33 protein-coding genes are annotated in these 16,798 nt (G+C 61.5%); 24 read left to right on the top strand and 9 right to left on the bottom strand.

Annotated features, from left to right (window positions below):
- Positions 1-70: 70 nt before the first annotated feature.
- From NH448_RS21900 to NH448_RS21870, 7 genes are all read right to left on the bottom strand, one after another.
- Positions 71-217, bottom strand: a complete 147-nt coding sequence (locus tag NH448_RS21900; protein ID WP_156088608.1) for a hypothetical protein — start codon at positions 215-217, stop codon at positions 71-73.
- Between the two features lie 10 nt (positions 218-227).
- Positions 228-485: a hypothetical protein gene (locus NH448_RS21895; RefSeq protein ID WP_213226950.1), complete on the bottom strand. Its 258-nt coding sequence runs from the start codon at positions 483-485 to the stop codon at positions 228-230.
- Positions 482-625, bottom strand: a complete 144-nt coding sequence (locus tag NH448_RS21890) for a hypothetical protein (RefSeq protein WP_213226952.1) — start codon at positions 623-625, stop codon at positions 482-484. The genes NH448_RS21895 and NH448_RS21890 overlap by 4 nt, the downstream gene beginning before the upstream one ends.
- Positions 626-818: 193 nt before the next feature.
- Positions 819-986 (bottom strand): hypothetical protein, encoded by a 168-nt coding sequence (locus NH448_RS21885; RefSeq protein WP_213226956.1) that lies wholly within the window; start codon positions 984-986, stop codon positions 819-821.
- A 358-nt stretch (positions 987-1,344) separates the two neighbouring features.
- Positions 1,345-1,623, bottom strand: a complete 279-nt coding sequence (locus NH448_RS21880; RefSeq protein WP_253029470.1) for a hypothetical protein — start codon at positions 1,621-1,623, stop codon at positions 1,345-1,347.
- Positions 1,624-1,636: 13 nt separating this feature from the next.
- Positions 1,637-1,801, bottom strand: coding sequence for a hypothetical protein (locus NH448_RS21875; RefSeq protein ID WP_253029469.1), 165 nt, complete (start codon positions 1,799-1,801; stop codon positions 1,637-1,639).
- A gap of 485 nt (positions 1,802-2,286) precedes the next feature.
- Positions 2,287-3,057, bottom strand: a complete 771-nt coding sequence (locus NH448_RS21870; protein ID WP_162816432.1) for a helix-turn-helix transcriptional regulator — start codon at positions 3,055-3,057, stop codon at positions 2,287-2,289.
- Between the two features lie 13 nt (positions 3,058-3,070).
- Between NH448_RS21870 and NH448_RS21865 the strand changes: the two genes are divergently transcribed.
- From NH448_RS21865 to NH448_RS21770, 20 genes are all read left to right on the top strand, one after another.
- Positions 3,071-3,247 carry a Cro/CI family transcriptional regulator gene (locus NH448_RS21865; RefSeq protein ID WP_108133153.1) on the top strand — a complete coding sequence of 59 codons (177 nt, stop codon included), beginning with the start codon at positions 3,071-3,073 and terminating at the stop codon, positions 3,245-3,247.
- Positions 3,248-3,311: 64 nt separating this feature from the next.
- The gene (locus NH448_RS21860; protein ID WP_045993455.1) at positions 3,312-3,758 is read left to right on the top strand and encodes a phage regulatory CII family protein; all 447 of its coding nucleotides are present in this window, start codon (positions 3,312-3,314) and stop codon (positions 3,756-3,758) included.
- A gap of 298 nt (positions 3,759-4,056) precedes the next feature.
- The gene (locus NH448_RS21855) at positions 4,057-5,121 is read left to right on the top strand and encodes a helix-turn-helix domain-containing protein (RefSeq protein ID WP_253029468.1); all 1,065 of its coding nucleotides are present in this window, start codon (positions 4,057-4,059) and stop codon (positions 5,119-5,121) included.
- Positions 5,118-6,491: a DnaB-like helicase C-terminal domain-containing protein gene (locus tag NH448_RS21850; protein WP_253029467.1), complete on the top strand. Its 1,374-nt coding sequence runs from the start codon at positions 5,118-5,120 to the stop codon at positions 6,489-6,491. The genes NH448_RS21855 and NH448_RS21850 overlap by 4 nt, the downstream gene beginning before the upstream one ends.
- 9 nt (positions 6,492-6,500) lie before the next feature.
- On the top strand, positions 6,501-6,812 hold the full coding sequence (locus NH448_RS21845; RefSeq protein WP_253029466.1) for a hypothetical protein: 312 nt from the start codon (positions 6,501-6,503) through the stop codon (positions 6,810-6,812).
- Positions 6,809-6,991: a hypothetical protein gene (locus NH448_RS21840; RefSeq protein WP_253029465.1), complete on the top strand. Its 183-nt coding sequence runs from the start codon at positions 6,809-6,811 to the stop codon at positions 6,989-6,991. Before NH448_RS21845 ends, NH448_RS21840 begins: the two co-directional genes overlap by 4 nt.
- A 76-nt stretch (positions 6,992-7,067) precedes the next feature.
- Positions 7,068-7,328, top strand: coding sequence for a hypothetical protein (locus NH448_RS21835; protein ID WP_253029464.1), 261 nt, complete (start codon positions 7,068-7,070; stop codon positions 7,326-7,328).
- The gene (locus tag NH448_RS21830; protein ID WP_253029463.1) at positions 7,325-7,780 is read left to right on the top strand and encodes a recombination protein NinB; all 456 of its coding nucleotides are present in this window, start codon (positions 7,325-7,327) and stop codon (positions 7,778-7,780) included. Before NH448_RS21835 ends, NH448_RS21830 begins: the two co-directional genes overlap by 4 nt.
- A complete protein-coding gene (locus tag NH448_RS21825) occupies positions 7,777-7,983 on the top strand; it encodes a hypothetical protein (protein ID WP_222569785.1) in 207 nt (68 codons plus the stop codon). Before NH448_RS21830 ends, NH448_RS21825 begins: the two co-directional genes overlap by 4 nt.
- Complete coding sequence (locus NH448_RS21820; RefSeq protein WP_253029462.1) at positions 7,980-8,132, top strand: hypothetical protein; 153 nt, start codon at positions 7,980-7,982, stop codon at positions 8,130-8,132. Before NH448_RS21825 ends, NH448_RS21820 begins: the two co-directional genes overlap by 4 nt.
- Positions 8,129-8,395: a hypothetical protein gene (locus NH448_RS21815; protein WP_253029461.1), complete on the top strand. Its 267-nt coding sequence runs from the start codon at positions 8,129-8,131 to the stop codon at positions 8,393-8,395. Before NH448_RS21820 ends, NH448_RS21815 begins: the two co-directional genes overlap by 4 nt.
- On the top strand, positions 8,392-8,826 hold the full coding sequence (locus tag NH448_RS21810; protein ID WP_366078355.1) for a DUF968 domain-containing protein: 435 nt from the start codon (positions 8,392-8,394) through the stop codon (positions 8,824-8,826). The genes NH448_RS21815 and NH448_RS21810 overlap by 4 nt, the downstream gene beginning before the upstream one ends.
- A complete protein-coding gene (locus NH448_RS21805; protein ID WP_253029460.1) occupies positions 8,823-9,158 on the top strand; it encodes a hypothetical protein in 336 nt (111 codons plus the stop codon). Before NH448_RS21810 ends, NH448_RS21805 begins: the two co-directional genes overlap by 4 nt.
- Positions 9,151-9,546: a dATP/dGTP diphosphohydrolase domain-containing protein gene (locus NH448_RS21800; protein WP_253029459.1), complete on the top strand. Its 396-nt coding sequence runs from the start codon at positions 9,151-9,153 to the stop codon at positions 9,544-9,546. Before NH448_RS21805 ends, NH448_RS21800 begins: the two co-directional genes overlap by 8 nt.
- Entirely contained in the window at positions 9,543-9,896 is a 354-nt protein-coding gene (locus NH448_RS21795; protein ID WP_253029458.1) for a RusA family crossover junction endodeoxyribonuclease, read from the top strand. The genes NH448_RS21800 and NH448_RS21795 overlap by 4 nt, the downstream gene beginning before the upstream one ends.
- 234 nt (positions 9,897-10,130) lie before the next feature.
- Positions 10,131-10,745: a hypothetical protein gene (locus tag NH448_RS21790; protein WP_222569780.1), complete on the top strand. Its 615-nt coding sequence runs from the start codon at positions 10,131-10,133 to the stop codon at positions 10,743-10,745.
- Positions 10,746-11,009: 264 nt separating this feature from the next.
- Complete coding sequence (locus NH448_RS21785) at positions 11,010-11,561, top strand: N-acetylmuramoyl-L-alanine amidase (protein WP_253029457.1); 552 nt, start codon at positions 11,010-11,012, stop codon at positions 11,559-11,561.
- Positions 11,562-11,631: 70 nt separating this feature from the next.
- The gene (locus tag NH448_RS21780; RefSeq protein ID WP_045995096.1) at positions 11,632-11,862 is read left to right on the top strand and encodes a hypothetical protein; all 231 of its coding nucleotides are present in this window, start codon (positions 11,632-11,634) and stop codon (positions 11,860-11,862) included.
- Positions 11,847-12,287, top strand: coding sequence for a hypothetical protein (locus NH448_RS21775; protein ID WP_253029456.1), 441 nt, complete (start codon positions 11,847-11,849; stop codon positions 12,285-12,287). Before NH448_RS21780 ends, NH448_RS21775 begins: the two co-directional genes overlap by 16 nt.
- Before the next feature lie 112 nt (positions 12,288-12,399).
- Positions 12,400-12,876, top strand: coding sequence for a 3TM-type holin (locus tag NH448_RS21770; RefSeq protein WP_253029455.1), 477 nt, complete (start codon positions 12,400-12,402; stop codon positions 12,874-12,876).
- 13 nt (positions 12,877-12,889) lie between these two features.
- On the opposite strand, the gene NH448_RS21765 is transcribed toward NH448_RS21770, so the two are convergent.
- Complete coding sequence (locus NH448_RS21765; protein ID WP_222568922.1) at positions 12,890-13,036, bottom strand: hypothetical protein; 147 nt, start codon at positions 13,034-13,036, stop codon at positions 12,890-12,892.
- Between the two features lie 475 nt (positions 13,037-13,511).
- Here NH448_RS21765 and NH448_RS21760 point away from each other — a divergent pair, with 475 nt between their 5' ends.
- Entirely contained in the window at positions 13,512-13,778 is a 267-nt protein-coding gene (locus NH448_RS21760) for a hypothetical protein (protein WP_253029454.1), read from the top strand.
- Positions 13,779-13,906: 128 nt separating this feature from the next.
- Here the strand turns inward: NH448_RS21760 and NH448_RS21755 are convergent, their stop codons facing one another.
- Positions 13,907-14,191, bottom strand: coding sequence for a hypothetical protein (locus tag NH448_RS21755; protein ID WP_222561336.1), 285 nt, complete (start codon positions 14,189-14,191; stop codon positions 13,907-13,909).
- A gap of 36 nt (positions 14,192-14,227) precedes the next feature.
- Here NH448_RS21755 and NH448_RS21750 point away from each other — a divergent pair, with 36 nt between their 5' ends.
- From NH448_RS21750 to NH448_RS21740, 3 genes are all read left to right on the top strand, one after another.
- A complete protein-coding gene (locus NH448_RS21750) occupies positions 14,228-14,686 on the top strand; it encodes a hypothetical protein (RefSeq protein WP_222516476.1) in 459 nt (152 codons plus the stop codon).
- A complete protein-coding gene (locus tag NH448_RS21745; RefSeq protein WP_108448744.1) occupies positions 14,649-15,974 on the top strand; it encodes a terminase family protein in 1,326 nt (441 codons plus the stop codon). Before NH448_RS21750 ends, NH448_RS21745 begins: the two co-directional genes overlap by 38 nt.
- 1 nt (position 15,975) lies before the next feature.
- Positions 15,976-16,798: hypothetical protein (locus NH448_RS21740; protein WP_253029453.1), on the top strand; the 823-nt coding region annotated here is incomplete at its 3' end.

Below are 16,798 nucleotides of genomic sequence, written 5' to 3'. Positions count from 1 at the left end.
ATTGCGCTACCCTCTCCTCGATACTGTTGGTATCCGCCCCAGTCCGACCGCCATCGGCTGGGGCTTCTCGTCAGTCAACCCCGTGATGGATTGCCCCTGTGGACTGGATCATCGACCGCATGGCGTCATACCCGTGGCGGTGTCCGAATTCCCGGTCAATCGGCTGGCTGCTACAGCCGGCCAGGGCCAGGGCGGTGATCAAGATCAGTGCTCGCATGCTTCCCTCCTCATGCTGCCCAGGCGCCCCGCTTCTCGTGGTATTCGCTGAGCAGCCGGTCGTAGTCGTCGTCGGTCAATTTCTGCTCGAGCCACGCCGCCGGGTAACCGCGGCGGTCGAGGATGTCGAACTCGAATTCCTCCGGCTCGTCGGGATCGCAATCGCCGTATCCCCAGCCGGTGGTGCGCATCGGTGCCCCGGGGCTGTAGAGCGTCACGTCACACAGGCACGGGATGCCATGCACGCGTGTATGGAAGGTGAAGCTCATGCCGCCGCCCTCCTCCGGTAGTGCTGGTCCAGGGCGATCTCGATCGCTCGATTGACCTCCGAGCCGCCCCGATAACCGTTGCTCAGGAACACCTCGGCAACGGCCATGATCAGACCGTCCATAGATAACTGGTCAGCCATCAGGGCCTCTTTGATCGCGTCATCGACCGGGTGCGCCCCCGGCTCTCGGCCAGCGTCTCGCAGGGCCTCAATGTCCCTCGAGTGTTTGCTCCATCCACTCGTGCACATACCTACCTCCTGCCGCACCAAGCGGCGCCGATGAATGCCAGGGCGTAGAGAAGGGCCGCCACCGCGACCCAGCAAGAATCCGGTGTCATGCCCTACCCCTCGTGCAGATCCACCCCAGCAGGCCAGCCAGGCCGCCCAGGGCAGTGAAGAAAGCGAAAAACGAGCCCATCACGGTGATGGCGATGGTCTCGTTCGATGCGTCAGGGGGCAGCATGCTGACCGCCCAGACGGCGAACTCGCGGATTGGGTTCATGTGCTGCCCTCCTTGAATGGGGCCCAAAAAAAGCCGCTCGGGTGAGCGGCAATGCAGGGAACAGGTGGTGATGCGGGTGCATCGGGGAAGACTGTGAGTGATGGCGGCCCACAACGGGCGACCTCCCAACTCCATGGTTAGGTGCGCTAAGCCTCACGTCTGGCAACCGCTCCAGGGGCAGCGCTACCCTTGGGTTATTGCCAATCGCTACGCAACCGATCACCGCACTCGCGAAATGCCGGGCCGTCGGTTAACACTGCGCCACGCCATCACTCACAACCCTCTCCGATGGCCCCGTACTCTGGCCCGGGGCGGGGCGCTGGGCCGCACTGCGCAGCGGATCGCGTAACCCTGGTTGTCACGCCCTGCGGCGCAGCTCGTTGTAGATGTCCTGCATGAACTCTCGGCCCTGCATTCCAGCCAGCGTCTCGACGCCCGCCTTCCTGTCTTCCTTATGGGCATCCAGCGCTTCGAAGGCCTTGCACGCCATGTGCTCGACAACCTGCTGCGCCTCTTGCGCCACTTCTCGACCCATCCGGGCCATTTCCGCATCGGTCTCCGGCATGCCGTTCTCGCTGATCCAGCGCTCGGCGGCGAGCAGGTGGTGCGGGGTGATCATATCCTCGGTGATGTGCATCGTGCTCTCCTCGCTACTCGTACATCTCGCAGTCGTCGCGCAGACTTTCCAGCATGTTGCCGAGCGCCTTCGCCTCTTTGCTCGTGCAGCCATGCATGCCGGTCATGGCCCGATCGATGACGATCTGCATCTGCTCCATGTCGAGACCGTCTTCTTTCAAATCCGCTGCATCAACCATCTCGTCTCCCCTCCGCTATCAGCCAACGGCCACTAGAATCAGGTGCAGCGGGATGGTCACGAATAGCGCCGGGAAGAAAAACAGCAGCGCGACGATGTGCAGAATGATCATGATGGCGTTCATTGAGACTCTCTCCTCCCGTTGTCATCCATCAGCCCTCTCGGCGAGAAGGCTGGTGGATGACGCCCCGCTGTGCAGGGCGTCGGAATCCTTCTGCTTAACGTCATCCCTCTCGGGCATCTCAGCTACTGGCAACTCAGTCCAGCTCGCTCTCGGCTCCACCCTATGTTTCAGACGTTCGGGCTTCATCGCGTCGGCTACATCCGGTAGCTCGGGTGGTGGGCTGCTGCCCTGTCCACGCTTCCCAATTTAAGCATGCTGAAATGAATCGTCAAGCAGAATGCTTAAAGAAATTTCAGCTTACTGAAACATCAGGCGCAAAAAAGCCCGCTCAGGGCGGGCAATTTTTCAGTGCTTTTAAAGGTTTACGCGAAGACTTCCCACCAGAAGACCCGGCCAATGATTTTTGGCGCGTCGGGGTCGCTGATGCTGTACGTCTCTTCTGGATACTCGATCTGGTTGTCGCTCACCACGCGCATTCGGTTGAGCGGCGCGCGGTACAGTCGCTTCACTCGCAGCATGCCCCCGTGATCCAGGGCGTATATCTGACCATCAACAATGTGCGTGGTGCCTTTGTCGATGCCGATGGGCGAGCCATCCATGATCACCGGTTCCATTGACGTGCCGGTAAGCGTGGCGCAGGCAGCATTATGGGGCTGGACACCGGCACGAGCCAGGCGCGCCAGACTGAACTTCATGTACTGCCCATGGTTTTCAATGACCTGGGTGCGGCCGTCTCCGGCAGCCATCTCCACCTCCCTGAAGAACGGGATCTCGATCTCGTCGGGCGCCAAGGGCGCATCGTCCTCGACGATCTCGGTTTCATGGAACTCCAGCTCATCCTTGGGGCGCCCATGCATCAGCCCCTTCCCCTCGACGAGCCAGGTATAGGACACGCCCGTAGCGCGAGCGAGCTTCAGCAGCTTCTCGGCTTTTGGCGCCTTGGTTTCGCCGCTCAGCCACTGGGTGACGGCGGACGGGCTGACCTGGCATCGCTTGGCAATCGCGCTCTTGGATTGCCCGCTGTGCTCGATGGCCTGACGGATTCTGTCGCTGATGTTCATTTTAGCGAGCTTAAACCCATCGCCTTTCAGTATGCTTGCGGAAAGCACTTCAGCATGCTTAAATTGCTGCATACAGGAGGTCCCCATGACTACCGCAGACGCAATCAAGTATTTCGGCGGCAAGAAGATCGACCTGGCTCGAGCCATCGGAGTTTCCCCCTCAGCGATCACCCAGTGGGGTGAGGACGTTCCTACTCTCCGCCAGTACCAGATTGAGCGGTTGAGCAAGGGGAAGTTGAAGGCCCGGCCCAGTGCCGCCTAACCACACCAACAGATTAGCCCCTCCACCGAAACAGTGAGAGGCAGCACCAGTAGGGAGCCCGGACATGGATTTATATACAGAAGGCATGAGGCAGGTGGTCAAGGAGCGCGGGTTCGCCACTGTGGCCCGCGGCCTGAAGATGGACGACTCCCGCCTGCACAAAAAAGTCGATCCGGACTACCCCGTCCGCCTGACCCTCGACGACTTCATCAAGATCGCCGTACTGACCAAAGATGCCCGTTGCCTGAGCGAGATCCTGGCTGACATGGGGCTGATGGCGGTTCCTGCCGACAAGCCGGACGACGACGCATCCCTGTGCGACCGGATCATCCACCAGCAGGTGGCAGTGGGCAACGTTGCCCAAGAGGTTCAGGCCGCGCTGGCAGACGGGAAGGTTGACGCCAATGAGGCGTGGGCCATCGACCGTGCTGTCGACGTAGCCATCGAGAAGCTGTGCGCGCTGCGCAGCGAGTTGAAGGAAATGGCCGAGCCGAGACTGGCCAAGGCCTGATGCAACGAAGCCCCGCGGGTTTGGCGACCAGAGGCGGGGCTTCATCAACAGCAAGTGAGGTAAGCGTAATGCAGACAGCACCTGATCGCAACAGAAAGCGCCCCACGTTCGAGAGTGAAGTCGTGGCTGGCCCCTGGCCCAGCTACTCCCAATATCGGTCACTGTCTGAGCACGACCGTTGGGCCATGTATGAATTTGCCAAGAAGCAGCGAGCTGACATGGAAACCGCCGGCTTCGCTCTCGCCGAGACCTACGACCAGTTCGTCAGGCGCGTCATTGATGAGCTGGAGATCTAAGCATGAGCTTGATGATGATGACCGAAGCCTTCAAGAAGAAGGTCGGTAATCCGGCACGCAAGCTGGTGCTCGTCAAGTTGGCGGACAACGCCAATGACCAAGGCGAGTGCTGGCCGAGCTATGGGCACATCGCCGAAGAGTGCGAGATGGGGCGTAGCACCGTCAAGGCTCACATCAAGGCGCTGGCCGATGCTGGATACCTGACCATCCAGATCCGTCGCCGTGGCGAACAAAACGCCAGCAACATGTACAAGCTGACGTTGGACCAGGGAAAAGAGACTGGCCGTGCCAAGCCAAGTCGCCCTGGCAAATCCAAGGCGAAAATCGCGATTGACCCCGGTCAACCGCTGATCTACTCCCCCGGTCAGCCGCTGAGCTACCCCGGTCAAATCTTGACCCACCCCCGGTCAGCCGTTGACCTACCCCCCGGTCAGCCGCTGACCCCAGAACCTGTCATTAAGAACCTGTCACTGAACCAGTCAGTGAACCACTCATGCGCAACTGCGTTGCGCGATGCGTTCGAGGTGTTCTACAGCGCAGGTCTTCCCAAGAAGTCACGCAAGCGTGCCGAGACCGCTTTCAAGACTCAGGCCAAGCGCCAGAGCAATCCGCTCGAATTCGCTCACATGCTGGCCGCCAACATCACCTCACGCCTTGGTACTGGTGAACTGGGTTTTGATGCCATGCACCCGGCCACCTACCTGAATCAGCAGCGTTGGCTGGACGACGTGCCGGAGCGCTGCCCCCATGCCGCGATACTGGCCGCCTGGAACGAGGAGATGCCGGCGCACATCGAGAAGATCAGCGCTGACGACTGGACGCCTGAGAGCCGCGGCTTCCAGGCCCTGGCCTCCGCCTGGGAGAACTTCAAGACCAAGCCCCGCGCTTCGACCGGCAAGCCGGTATTCACCGAGGAACAGGAAGGCATCGAATTCTACCGCGAAGTGTTCCGCCGGCTTGCCAAGGTTGACCGCGTGCAGGGCGAGGACGCCTTCCGGTGGTGCCGCCTGTCATGGGCTGCCCAGCAGCAGGTGACCGTCCAGATCTTCAAGGGGGAAGTGGCATGATCTACAGCGAAGAAGCTGAAGCCAGCCTGATCGGAGCGTGCCTGCTCGACCCGTCACAGATCGACGTAGTGGCCGGCGAAGTGTCCGCCGAGGATTTCTACCTGACCCACTATCGCGCTATGTGGTCAGCCATCCAGCAGCTGGCTATGGCCGGCACCGTAGACGTGATCTCGCTCCACGAGCTGGTCAGCAACATGGCCGACGAGTACGGCGGCCTGCCCGGGCTGATCGAGCTGACACGCAACACGCCGAACCCTCAGAACGCAAAGCACTACGCTGTCACGGTGCACGACAAGGCCCTTCGCCGCCGTCTGCAAATCGCGTTCGGCGAACTGAATGAACGACTCGAGGCACCGGGCGCGGAGCTATCCAGGCTGATCGACCAGGCGCAGGCCAAGCTGGCCGGCGTCATGGGGCAGCGCGCTGATGCCGTCACCCCGGTCAAGGACTGGCTGTCCTCATGGGTCGATGACCTGGACGCAAGACTAGATGGCCGCATCGATCCAATGGGCCTGCTTTTCAACCTGCCAGAACTGGACGCGATGACCAGCGGGATGCACTCCGAGGACCTTATCGTCCTGGGCGGTGAGTCAGGCATGGGCAAGACCGTAGTGGCGGCCCACATCCTCGACAGCGTTTGCCTTCGCCAGAACAAGCCTGCGGTGATGTTCCAGCTCGAGATGCGCAAGGAGCAAGTGCTCAACCGGGTCATGGGTTCGTACACCGGCGTCAAGCTGGATGCGTTCAAGAACCCCCGCAAGCACATGGACGACGAGGGCTGGAGCAAGGTCGGCGCTGGCATGACGGCGGCCAAGGAGTCGGGGCTGGTGATCGACGACCGTCCAGGCCTGACGCCTACCCAAATGCGCGCCGCCGCCAAGCGCTGGAAGGAGCACTTCGGCGAACTGGGCTGCGTGATCATCGACCACGCCGGCATCGTCCAGCCTGATGACCGATCGGTGCCGCGAGAGCAGCAGATGGCTGAGGTCTCGAAGGCCGGCAAGATCCTGGCCAAGGAGCTGGGATGCCCTGTGATCCTCCTGGCCCAGATCAACCGCGAGAACACCAAGCGCAACGACAAGCGCCCGGTCATGTCCGACCTACGCGAGTCAGCATCCCTCGAGCACAACGCGGACATGATCTTGTTCATCTACCGCGACGCCAAGCACAACCCTGACTGCGAATACCCGGGTATCGCCGAGCTGATCGTGGCAAAGCAACGCGACGGCCAGGTCGGCAGCGTCTCGGTGGTGTGTGACCTCAGCCGGTCCCAGCTGCTGCCGGCCACCGCTGAGAATATCGCGAACTACCACCGTGAGTTCCCCCGCCAATCAACTGCGCCTGCCGCAGAAGACAAATTCGCCCTGTAGGAGGCCGCCATGATCATCACCGACTTTGAGCGCGGCGTCCGCAGCCCCGCCGACTTTATTCAAGCACTCGCAGAATCCGGGCCGAAGCCCAAGCGCCGCAAGCGCGGTATCGACCTGGCCGTCAAGCGCCTGGGGCGGAAAGAGGTCGAGCGCCGCCGCTCTCTGTTGGTTGAGGCTGCCGCCGCCGCAGGTAGCTGCTCTCTGCTTGCGCAGCAGATCGGCGTCAACCGTAGCACCGTTTCCCGCTGGGCCGCTGGCGACGTGCCGGTGCTGGACAAGTACCTGGATGTCGTAGAGCAGAAAGCGAGGGCCGCCGCATGACCACCTTCACCGATTCCGCCGCTGCCATCGACGAGGCCGTCTGGCTGGCCGAGCAAGAAGACCGTCCGCAGGCCATCGTTCGGTGCGATGGCGGCCTGGCGGTCATGAGCTACAGCGATGCCTGGTTCGATCGTCGCGAGATCCTTGAATCCATCACCCCAGTGGAGGGCGCGGCATGACCCTATTCCTGATCGGCCTGTTCATTGGGGCCTCCCTGGGCGTTCTCACCCTGGCAGTGATCGCGGGAGGCAAGGGATGAGCAAGCCAATCGAGCCGGGGTGCCTGGTGATGGTCACCCACCACAAGTATTTCGGGTTCTCCGCCACCGCTCTGCGCCGCTACAGCGAAGGCGACATATTTCGCACCGGCTATAAGTTCTCGAGCGACTCATGGGAGCTGTCCGCATCACCGGAAGGAGGGAAGCTCCCGCTCTGTCCTGAAAGATTCCTGATGCGCATCGACGGCGACGAGCACGTCACCACCGAGGAGCGGGAAGACGAGGAGGTGAGCGCATGAGCCGGGAACTGACCTACCAGATCGCCACCCTGCGGGACCTGGGCGGCGTCATCCAGATGGCGGCCCGAATGGCTGGCCGGGGCCTGGAGGCAGGCCCTGTCGAGCTGGTGCTTCGCCGGCCGACCGAGATTCGCAGCCTGAGCCAAAACCGCAAGCTCTGGCCGATGCTGACCGACGTCGCGGAACAGCAGCAGTTGGTCATTGATGGCGTGCCGGAGTGGGCCGCGCCCGAGGACTGGAAGGAGGTCTTCACGCACTCGCTCCGCAAACACCAGCGCATGGCCAAGGGAATCGACGGCGGCGTGGTGTTGCTGGGCGCTCGAACCAGCCGGATGAAGAAAAAGGAATTCAGCGATCTGATCGAGCTGATATACGCCTACGGCGCCGCGAACGACGTTCAGTGGAGCGAGAAGGCGCTTGCTGTGTTCGACACCTACCGGGAGGCCGCATGAAAGACGAGATTTTCCTTTACAGCCTTGTTGTGTGGCTGTGGGTGGTAGCGACGTTTGTATGGGCGTTCCCGCTCTACTCGGCATGGCAGGCGGGTGTCCATGGCCCTGTGCTGCTCACCGCATTTGTCATTTTCGCAATAGCCACGCCAATCCTGGTGTGGTGCATCTTCAAGATTTTGCAGATTAAGCGAGGCGGCCAATGAACCCGACATTCGCCCTATTCGCCTTCGCCATCGTGACCAGCCTCGGCGCCTGTGCCGCCCTGGCTTGGGCGCAGCGTGAGGAGAAGCGCCGAGCTCGCGAGGAGATGCGCAGCTTCCTGGAGCAGATCGACAGGAGGGATGGGGAATGAAGGTAATTGTGGTTGTTGCGTGGCTGGCAAACCTTGTCGCATGGCTCTGGCTGGCTCGCTCTGTATGGGTGCGCAAGGTCAACAAGCGACAGCGCGACCAGGCAGCCCGCATGGAGGCGCAAGACGTTTTCACTCTTCACCCTGGCACTAAGGGGGTGATGACGGATGACCCGGAAGACCCGCTGATGTGGCAGTTACCATCAGGCCGCATCGTTTACCAACGCTATTGGAAGCGTCTTGAAGGCGTGGAGGCTGAGTCATGAGGAGATCAGCCCTCCAGCGGAAGACGCCGCTCCGCAGCCGGGCGCCGATGGCCCGCAAGCCCATGCAGAAAGCCCGCAGAAAGCCGCAGAAAGCGTCGAGCGACACACGGTGGCGTAGTGAGCGCTACCTGGCGTTCGTCCGGTCCCTGCCCTGCTGTGCGTGCGGCGGCCCTGCCACGGACGCGCATCACATCATCGGGCTGCACTGGGGCCTGTCTGGCATGGGCACCACAGCCCCGGACAGTTTCGCCATGCCCGCCTGCCGGGAGTGCCATCAGGCGATCCATGCCAGCCCCGAGATGCAGGCCCGACAGCCAGGGTGGCTGACCGACACCATCAACCGCGGCCTCGACCACTTCACAGACGAGCCCCTCGTCGGCGCCCTGGCCGACGCCCTTGAGTTCATTGCCGCCAAGGAGGATGCCAAGTGAACCACGAAGAGCTTCATCCCGTGCCCTGGTACGTCGACAGCTACCGGACACAAACGGGCGAGCAGCGGAACGATATCAGAGACAGTCTGGGCAGGATGGTCCTGGCCAATGATTGGGGCGCGTTCGCTGACAGCCTGGTTTCAATCGTGAACATGGCATGCACCAGCGAGGCGCACGCCATGGAGATCGAGCGCTGGAAGGAAGCTGTTGAGGCTTGGAAAGAGGACGCCAGCCGCGCCAGGGATCGGCATGGGAAAGAGGTTGCCCAGCTGATTGAAGCAAACGAGCTTCTGCGCGAGCGAATCAAGAAGCTGGAGGATGCCCATGGCTGACCACGCCGACAATGCCCTGCTCCGTCACGAATCAGGCTGGCTATCTCGTGACGACTTCGCCACTGCAACCATCCGCATGGCAGACGAGAAGGCCGGCATGAAGTTCGACGGCGAGAAGCCCCGAATGGACCTGCTGGTCTCCGACATGCCAAGAGCCCTTGAGGCCATCGGCCACGTCCTCACCGCCGGCGCCGAGAAATACGCCCCAGGCAACTGGCAGCACGTCGAGAACGCCGACAGCCGATACCTGGCCGCCGCGCTTCGCCACGAGATGGCTCTCGCCAGGGGTGAGGAGAATGATCCCGAGACTGGCGTTCACCATTTGGCGCACGTCGCCTGCTGCGTCCTGTTCCGGCTTGAGCTGGCGATGCGGGAGGCTGCCCGATGATCACCCTCACCCTGCCCTGGCCGCCCAGCACCAACACCGTCTGGCGAAACGTCCATGGCCGCACGCTGTTGTCCCGCAAGGGGCGGCAGTTCCGCAAAGACGTAGCTACCGCCGTCGCCGGTCAGCACCAGGGCGAGCCACTGGCTGCCCGGCTGGATGTTGTCGTCACACTACTGCCGCCCGACCGCCGCAAGCGGGACATCGACAACCACGGCGGCAAGGCGCTTCTCGACGCGCTGACCCACGCGGGCATCTGGCTGGACGACGAGCAGATTGACCGGCTGACGATCATCCGAGGCGAGCGCATGGCTGGCGGCCAGTGCCTGGTCGAGATCAAGGAGGCCGCATGAGCGACAAGCAGAGCGAGCGTCCGCCAGATCGGCGCTACCACAACAACGACCCGAGGCGCCGGTCGTGAAGTGGTCACGGAAAAGCGCCTACTCGATCCAAAGCGGCGAATTCGTGATCTGCAAGACGACTCACAGCGGCGTCGACCGCTACACCCTCTGGAGAGGGTTTCGAAACATCAGCGAACACAGCACGGCGAACGAAGCCAAGGCACGAGCAAAACGGGAGAGCGCGGCATGATTACGACTGATCCGAAACTGGCATGGGCCATGGCACTCGACACCGGTGTTCGCTCTCAGATGGGCCCCATCCTCGAGGAACTGGAAAGCGGTGGCGGCGTGCAGTTCACCAAGAAGGGCGGTACCGGCGCTGCCCACGGCATTGAGTACGGGCCGGTCTACGCCCGCATCTGCCGTCTGGAGCGTGAGCAGCCCACCCTGGCTGCAATCGGGCATGTACTGTGCCATCCCTCGACCGAGCAGGCGAACGCCTATCTGGATGACGCGGTAGAAGCCGTCGAGGGCAAGGTGATCGCCAGCATCCCGAACTGGGGCGATGGTCGAGCCTGGCGCCCCGCGAAGAAAGAGCGCGTGCACTACCTGATCCACGTCGCCCTACTGGAGCGGCAGCGCAATCTGTCGAACGAGCAGCCGGCATGGGGCCCTGAGCGCATCGGCGCCACGATGGCCGAGTGGTACGGCGTGGCGATCACCACCCGGGACTGGGCGCGCGACTGGCTGCCTGTCTGGGCTGCCATTCAGGCGGCAATCAACCACTGGGAGGGTGAAGCCATGGAGCCAATCAGCGAGACAATTGGCGACCTGGTGCGAAATATCAGGAAGGCTGCATAAAGTGCTTGCTTTCTCGCGCCCGCTCAGATAGCTTATCTTTAAGCTGGACGGCGTACGCCCAAACAGCTAACACATATCAAAGCCTCGCCCTCACCGGCGGGGCTTTTTCGTTCCTGCGCCCTGGCCTCCCGCCGGGGCGTAGTTCGTTATGCCGCCCTGCGAGCCTTCCCTCGCCCTGGTCGGGCGGCACCCTTTCCCGTGATGACGCCGCCACCTGGTGTCTTTGCCCGTTCCTGCGGGCTGTTTTATTCGAGGTGCATGATGATGGCGCTCCAGACCAAGACGCTGCTCATCAGCGCCGGCCACTCGATGTCCGATCCTGGCGCAACCGGTAATGGCCTGACCGAGGCTGACGTGGTGCTCGACTTCCGCGACCGGCTATGTGACTACCTCGCCGACAAGCTGGTATTTGGCCGAGATGGCCAGCCGGGCCAGAACCTGCCGCTACGTCAGGCCTGCGAGATGGCGAAGCGCCACGACGTCGCTGTCGAGTTCCACTGCAACGCCTTCTCCAAGCCCACCGCCACCGGTGTCGAAACACTGTCGGATGCGAGCGGCAAGCGGCTAGGCGCCCTCCTCTGCCACTCAATGGCGAGCGTCATGGGCATCGACAACCGAGGCGCGAAAGGCGAAGGCTCTGGTCAGCATAGCCGGCTGGCCTTCGTCCGTGCCGGCGGGATCATCGTCGAACTGTTCTTCATCACGAACCCGAATGACATGGCTGCATACCGCGACAACCTCGATGCCCTGGTGACCGAGGTCGGCCAAGTGCTGATCGCCGAGGTGTGCGAGCCCGAGTATTCCGACGCTGCCTAAGAGCGGCGCGGACACAACGCTTGAATACGCAGACCGCGAAAGCGGAAAACACACCAGCCCGAGAGTTCCTATGGCTGAACAAGACGATCCTCTCGAAAGGCTGGAGCGCCGCGTCTGCACTGACCCCCAGTTTTCTGAACAAGACGTCGCCCTGATCCACGAGGTGCTGCGAGCCTATCGCGGCTGGAAGTCCCTCGGTTGGGCCGCCAAGTGGGTGACGATGATCCTGGCCAGTCTTGCGGGCGCTCTGATGGCATGGAAGACCGTAGCCGAGGAGATACGCAAATGGCTGACCGGATAGCACACTGGGCCCTGAGCTGGCCCGCCTTTTTCCTGGCCCTGGGCTGGCTTGGGCTGTTCTCGCAGACAGACACCGCTGCACGACTCCATGGGTCAGTGCTCCCGGTGGTCACCGAGATGCAGATCGAGAGCCTGGCCGAGACGGAATACCTGGGCCGCCCTGCCACGATCGTGAGCGGTTCGGCAGTCAAGAATCGGGAGTGCAGCTTCCGAGGCGTCGAATGGGCGCTCGAGGGTCAGGCCGGCATGGACGTGAAGGTCGACGCCTTCTTCAAGGATGCTCCGATGATCCGTGGCGAAGGCGTACAGCACTGGCAGGCGCTGATCGTCGGCGTCCCCCCTGATCAGCTACCCGACACCCGGGGCGTCGTCCGGCATGAATGCGGACGCTTCCCCGCCATCACGTCGCTCTACAGCGGCGAGTGAGGCAAGCATGGATTGGAGATCAGCCGTTGAAGAAGTCGCCAAGTACGCGCCTGCCGTGGCCACTGCGCTTGGCGGTCCTGCTGTGGGTGGCGCCGCAGCTGGTGCATCTCTCATGGTTGCTTCTGCGCTGGGCATCGAGAACGATCCTGCTGCACTGGTGGCAGCGACTCAGGACCCTGCCAAGCGTGCTGAGCTGGTCCGCCTCAACAACGAGCATCGCCAGGCACTGGAGGCTATGCGCCTCGAGGCTGAGAAGGCCGCTGCCGCCGAGCAGACAGCTCGACTGACCGAGACACAGCGCACCATGCGCGCCGAGCTGGAGCACGAGGGCTGGTTCAAGAGCGGTTGGCGCCCTGCCCTCGGCTGGGTGTTCGCTTTCTCCTTGGGCACCCTGTCTGCCGTTATGGCCTACACCATCGCCATCGACCCCACGGTCGTGGGTGATCCCGAGTTCACCGGCATGCTGATCTGGCTATTCGTGACCATGGGTGCCGCCCTGGGCATCAACGTCCGCCAGCGCACCGTAGACAAGGCGCTGGAGCGTGGGCAGCAGCCCCGCACGTTCATGGATGCAATCAGAACAAAGTGAGTCCGACAGCTATTCAGTCAGCCTCGCTATCGCGGTTGAGTTTTTCGGCTTCTCGTTCAGCTGCTTCGCAGTCGTGGTAAGAAGCAATGACGTCGTCGTTCAAGTGCGTATCGACCACCTGCCAGTAATCGACCTTAGTGCTGTCGGGGTCAGTGAGCACTGAGCGAACCTGAAATCTAGCAGGCATTGTGGAGCTACCTCGCAATCACAAGGGTCACCCCTAGCATAGCCTAGGTGGCAGGCTCCACATTGAACGATAGAGCTGCCGCTTCGGCACGGGCTTCTGCCTCGCGGGAATGTCGCGAGACGATCACCCTGGATTCTTCATTGTAGTGCCGGCTCAACTTGACCACCGCCCACCTGACCTGACGACGTTTGGATGTCAGGTAGCTCTCAACCAAATACTTGTTCACCTCGACCACTCCTAGTGGTTGACAAAAGCAGTCGCAGAATATTCTCAGAACGAGCTGCTGGCAACAGGCTAATCATCGATCTATCAACGCTTTCTAATTTATGCCTGCGACTAGGAGCGAGTCACTACGCTCGAGATCGGTGAGGGGGCCGCAGGTTCACACGTGATCGTGACGAGGTAAGAGATGCAATGTGCCGAATGCCCGAGAGGGCGAGACGACTGCATGCCGCTATCCAGCCAGATGGCTGATGATGGCAGTTCGTTTCTCTGCGTTGGCTACAACCGACCGCAGGATCGGGTGGTGCCTGGTGATAGGTTCACCCACTGCTGGAAGAACAGCGCAGTGGATGAGCGAGGCCACTGGGATCGCCGCGACCTGCTCGACACAGTGATGGTCATGACGCATGCCCTTAGCCAGGACGAGAACATCCGTGTAGCCGAAGGCATGACTGACGAGCAGATGAACGAAGTCGTGTTCACGCCTGACTGAACACCCTGCAGCACCCGGAGGTGGTCCCCAACTACCAAGTGCGGACGCTGTGAAGCACTGCACTCCGTAGCCGCCGACGACTCTCAGGCGGCCTCTATGCGATGGTGACGAAATCGGAGCATCGCTCCTCATCTCGTTCGAAACACAAGGTATGGAATTCCTTCTCGCCCGAAGTAAAAAGAGCCCATCAACTCTTCACCGACCATAGATGCTTTGCTATCTGCCCGTCTCACGACGAAGGCATAAAGCTGTTTAGCCGAGTCATCGATGTACCGGTAGTGGATATAGCCAGCTGTAGAACCTACGTCGTACGTAAAGCCGAGTATCTCCGCGACGGGGAGAGAAAAATTTTGCGGAATATCAGGCGCTTGTTCGTTTGGCAATTTTATTTGCTTAAAAGCTAGCTGGGCCATTTTCCCTCCTGCCTAATAAAATGTTGGATATCAATAATGGCCAGACCCACCAAGTACAAAGCGGAGTTCGCCGAGCAGGCCCGCAAGCTGTGCTTGCTGGGAGCCACGGACGCCGAACTCGCTGACTTTTTTGGAGTGGCAGAATCCACTATCAATAAGTGGAAGCTCAATCACAAGGGGTTTTCGGAGTCCATAAAAAGCGGAAAGGTGATGGCAGATGCGGAGGTAGCCACTCGCCTCTATGAGAGAGCTCTCGGCTACAGCCACCCCGAGGAGAAAGTGTTCAACAACCAGGGCGAAATCGTCACCCACCAGACGACTAAGCACTACCCGCCTGACACTACCGCCGCCGCCATATGGCTGAACAACCGCAAGCCAGACAGGTGGCGCAACAAACCCGAACCAGACGGACAGGACGACGCACCTCAACCGGTCAACGTCGTCTTCAAGGTGCAGGATGCCAGCGACCCCGATCGAAACCGAGGCGACGCTTAATCGCCCGCAAGGTCAGTTCCTGGCGATGCAGCAGAAGTTCCGGGCCTATGTTGCCGGCTTTGGCTCTGGAAAGACCTGGGTCGGCTGCAGCGGGATCGGCGCCCATGCTTGGCAGCACCCGCGCATCAACATGGGGTACTTCGCCCCGACCTACCCTCAAATCCGGGACATCTTCTACCCGACCATCGAGGAGGTCGCGCACTCACTCGCCTTGCGCGCTGAGGTGCGAGAGGCAAACCGCGAGGTCCACCTGTATAGCGGCCGGCAGTACCGCTCCACGGTGATATGCCGCTCGATGGACAAGCCTGGCAGCATCGTCGGCTTCAAGATCGGGCATGCCCTGGTCGACGAGCTCGACCTGATGGCTACTGCCAAGGCCGAAATGGCCTGGCGCAAGATCATGGCGCGGATGCGCTACAAAGTCGACGGGCTCAAGAACGGCATCGACGTGACGACGACGCCCGAGGGGTTCAAGTTCGTCCATCAACAATTCGTCAAGGCGCTGCGTGACAAGCCGTCCATGGCTCAGCGCTACGGTCTGGTTCAGGCATCGACCTATGACAACGAGGCGAACCTGCCAGATGACTACATCGACGCTCTGCTGGAGGCCTATCCGCCGCAGCTGATCGATGCCTACCTGCGTGGCCTATTCGTCAACCTGACCACTGGCACGGTCTACCGTCAGTTCGATCGGGCGCTGAATGCTTGCATGGACACCGTGCAGCAGGGCGAACCGCTGTTTATCGGCATGGACTTCAACGTCGGCAAGATGGCGGCAGTGACCCATGTGAAGCGTGACGGCGATCCTCGCGCGGTGGACGAAATCATGGGGGGGCACGACACCCCCGACATGATCCGCCGCATCAAAGAGCGCTATTGGCGCTATGACGGCGACGATTACATCAAGACCTGCGAAATCCACGTATACCCCGACGCCTCGGGCGACTCGCGCCGGTCAGTGAATGCGTCGACAACGGACATTGCTCAATTGCGTGACGCCGGCTTTCGGGTGGTGGTGAACGCCAGTAACCCACCCGTCAAGGACCGCGTCAACTCGATGAATGCGGCGTTTTGCAACGCCAAGGGCGAGCGCCGCTACAAGGTAAACCCCTATGCATGCCCAGCTTATACCGACGCGTTAGAGCAGCAGGCATGGAACAAACAAGGCGAACCTGACAAAGAGAACGACAAGGATCACCCCAACGACGCTGCCGGGTACTTCATTGTGAAGGATTACTTGGTCAACAAGCCGAAGGTCGGCATGAAACGCATTCGAGGACTCGCCTGATATGCCTGTCACCACGACACACCCCCAATACGACGACAAGCTCACCGATTGGGAGCTGATGCGCGACAGCATCGAAGGGGAAGGCGCTATCAAGGGTGCTGGCATCGGCTACCTGCCGAAGACCAGCGGTCAGCTGGCCCTCGAGCACCAGGCGAAAACCGACGAAAGCGCGATGCTGTCGCTCGACGAGGCCCGGGAGATCTACCAGTCCTATAAGCGGCGCGCCCAATACCCGCTGTGGGTGAAGGACTCACTGCGGACGATGATGGGGCTTGTGTCTCGCCAGGAACCCGAGATAAACCTACCGACCTCCCTGGCCTCCCTTCAGGACGAGGCCACGGCCGACGGCTTCCCGCTCAAGACACTGTTCCTGCGCGCCGTGCGGGACTTGCTGGCCTACGGCCGACAGCCGCTGCTCGCAGACTGGGATGGCGGCGGCCGCCCCTACGTAGCCGCCTACGGCGCTCTCGACGCCATCAACTGGCGCGAGGCTGACGTCGACGGGCGCCGCGACCTGGTGCTGAGCGTGCTGCGCGAGGCCGTACACCAGGGTGACGAGTTCAGTCACGAAAGTGAGGCCCGCTACCGAGTGCTCGACCTCAACGAGGGTCGATACCGGGTGCGTCTGCTGGATGAACATGGCGAAGCAGTCGGCGAGGAAGACATGCCGGGCACTAACCAGGCGCCGCTCGACTTTATCCCCCTGGTCTTCTTGGGCAGCACCGACAACAACGCCGACACCGACGAGATTCCGCTGCTGACCATGGCGAAGGCGGCGCTCAAGAGCTACCAACTCTCGGCAGACTACTACACCAGCCTCCATT

It is taken from the genome of Halomonas sp. OfavH-34-E, from assembly GCF_024124525.1.
Taxonomy (GTDB): Bacteria; Pseudomonadota; Gammaproteobacteria; order Pseudomonadales; family Halomonadaceae; genus Halomonas; species Halomonas litopenaei.
Note: the sequence above shows the minus strand (reverse complement) of the source record. Positions and strands in the feature narration are given on the sequence as shown.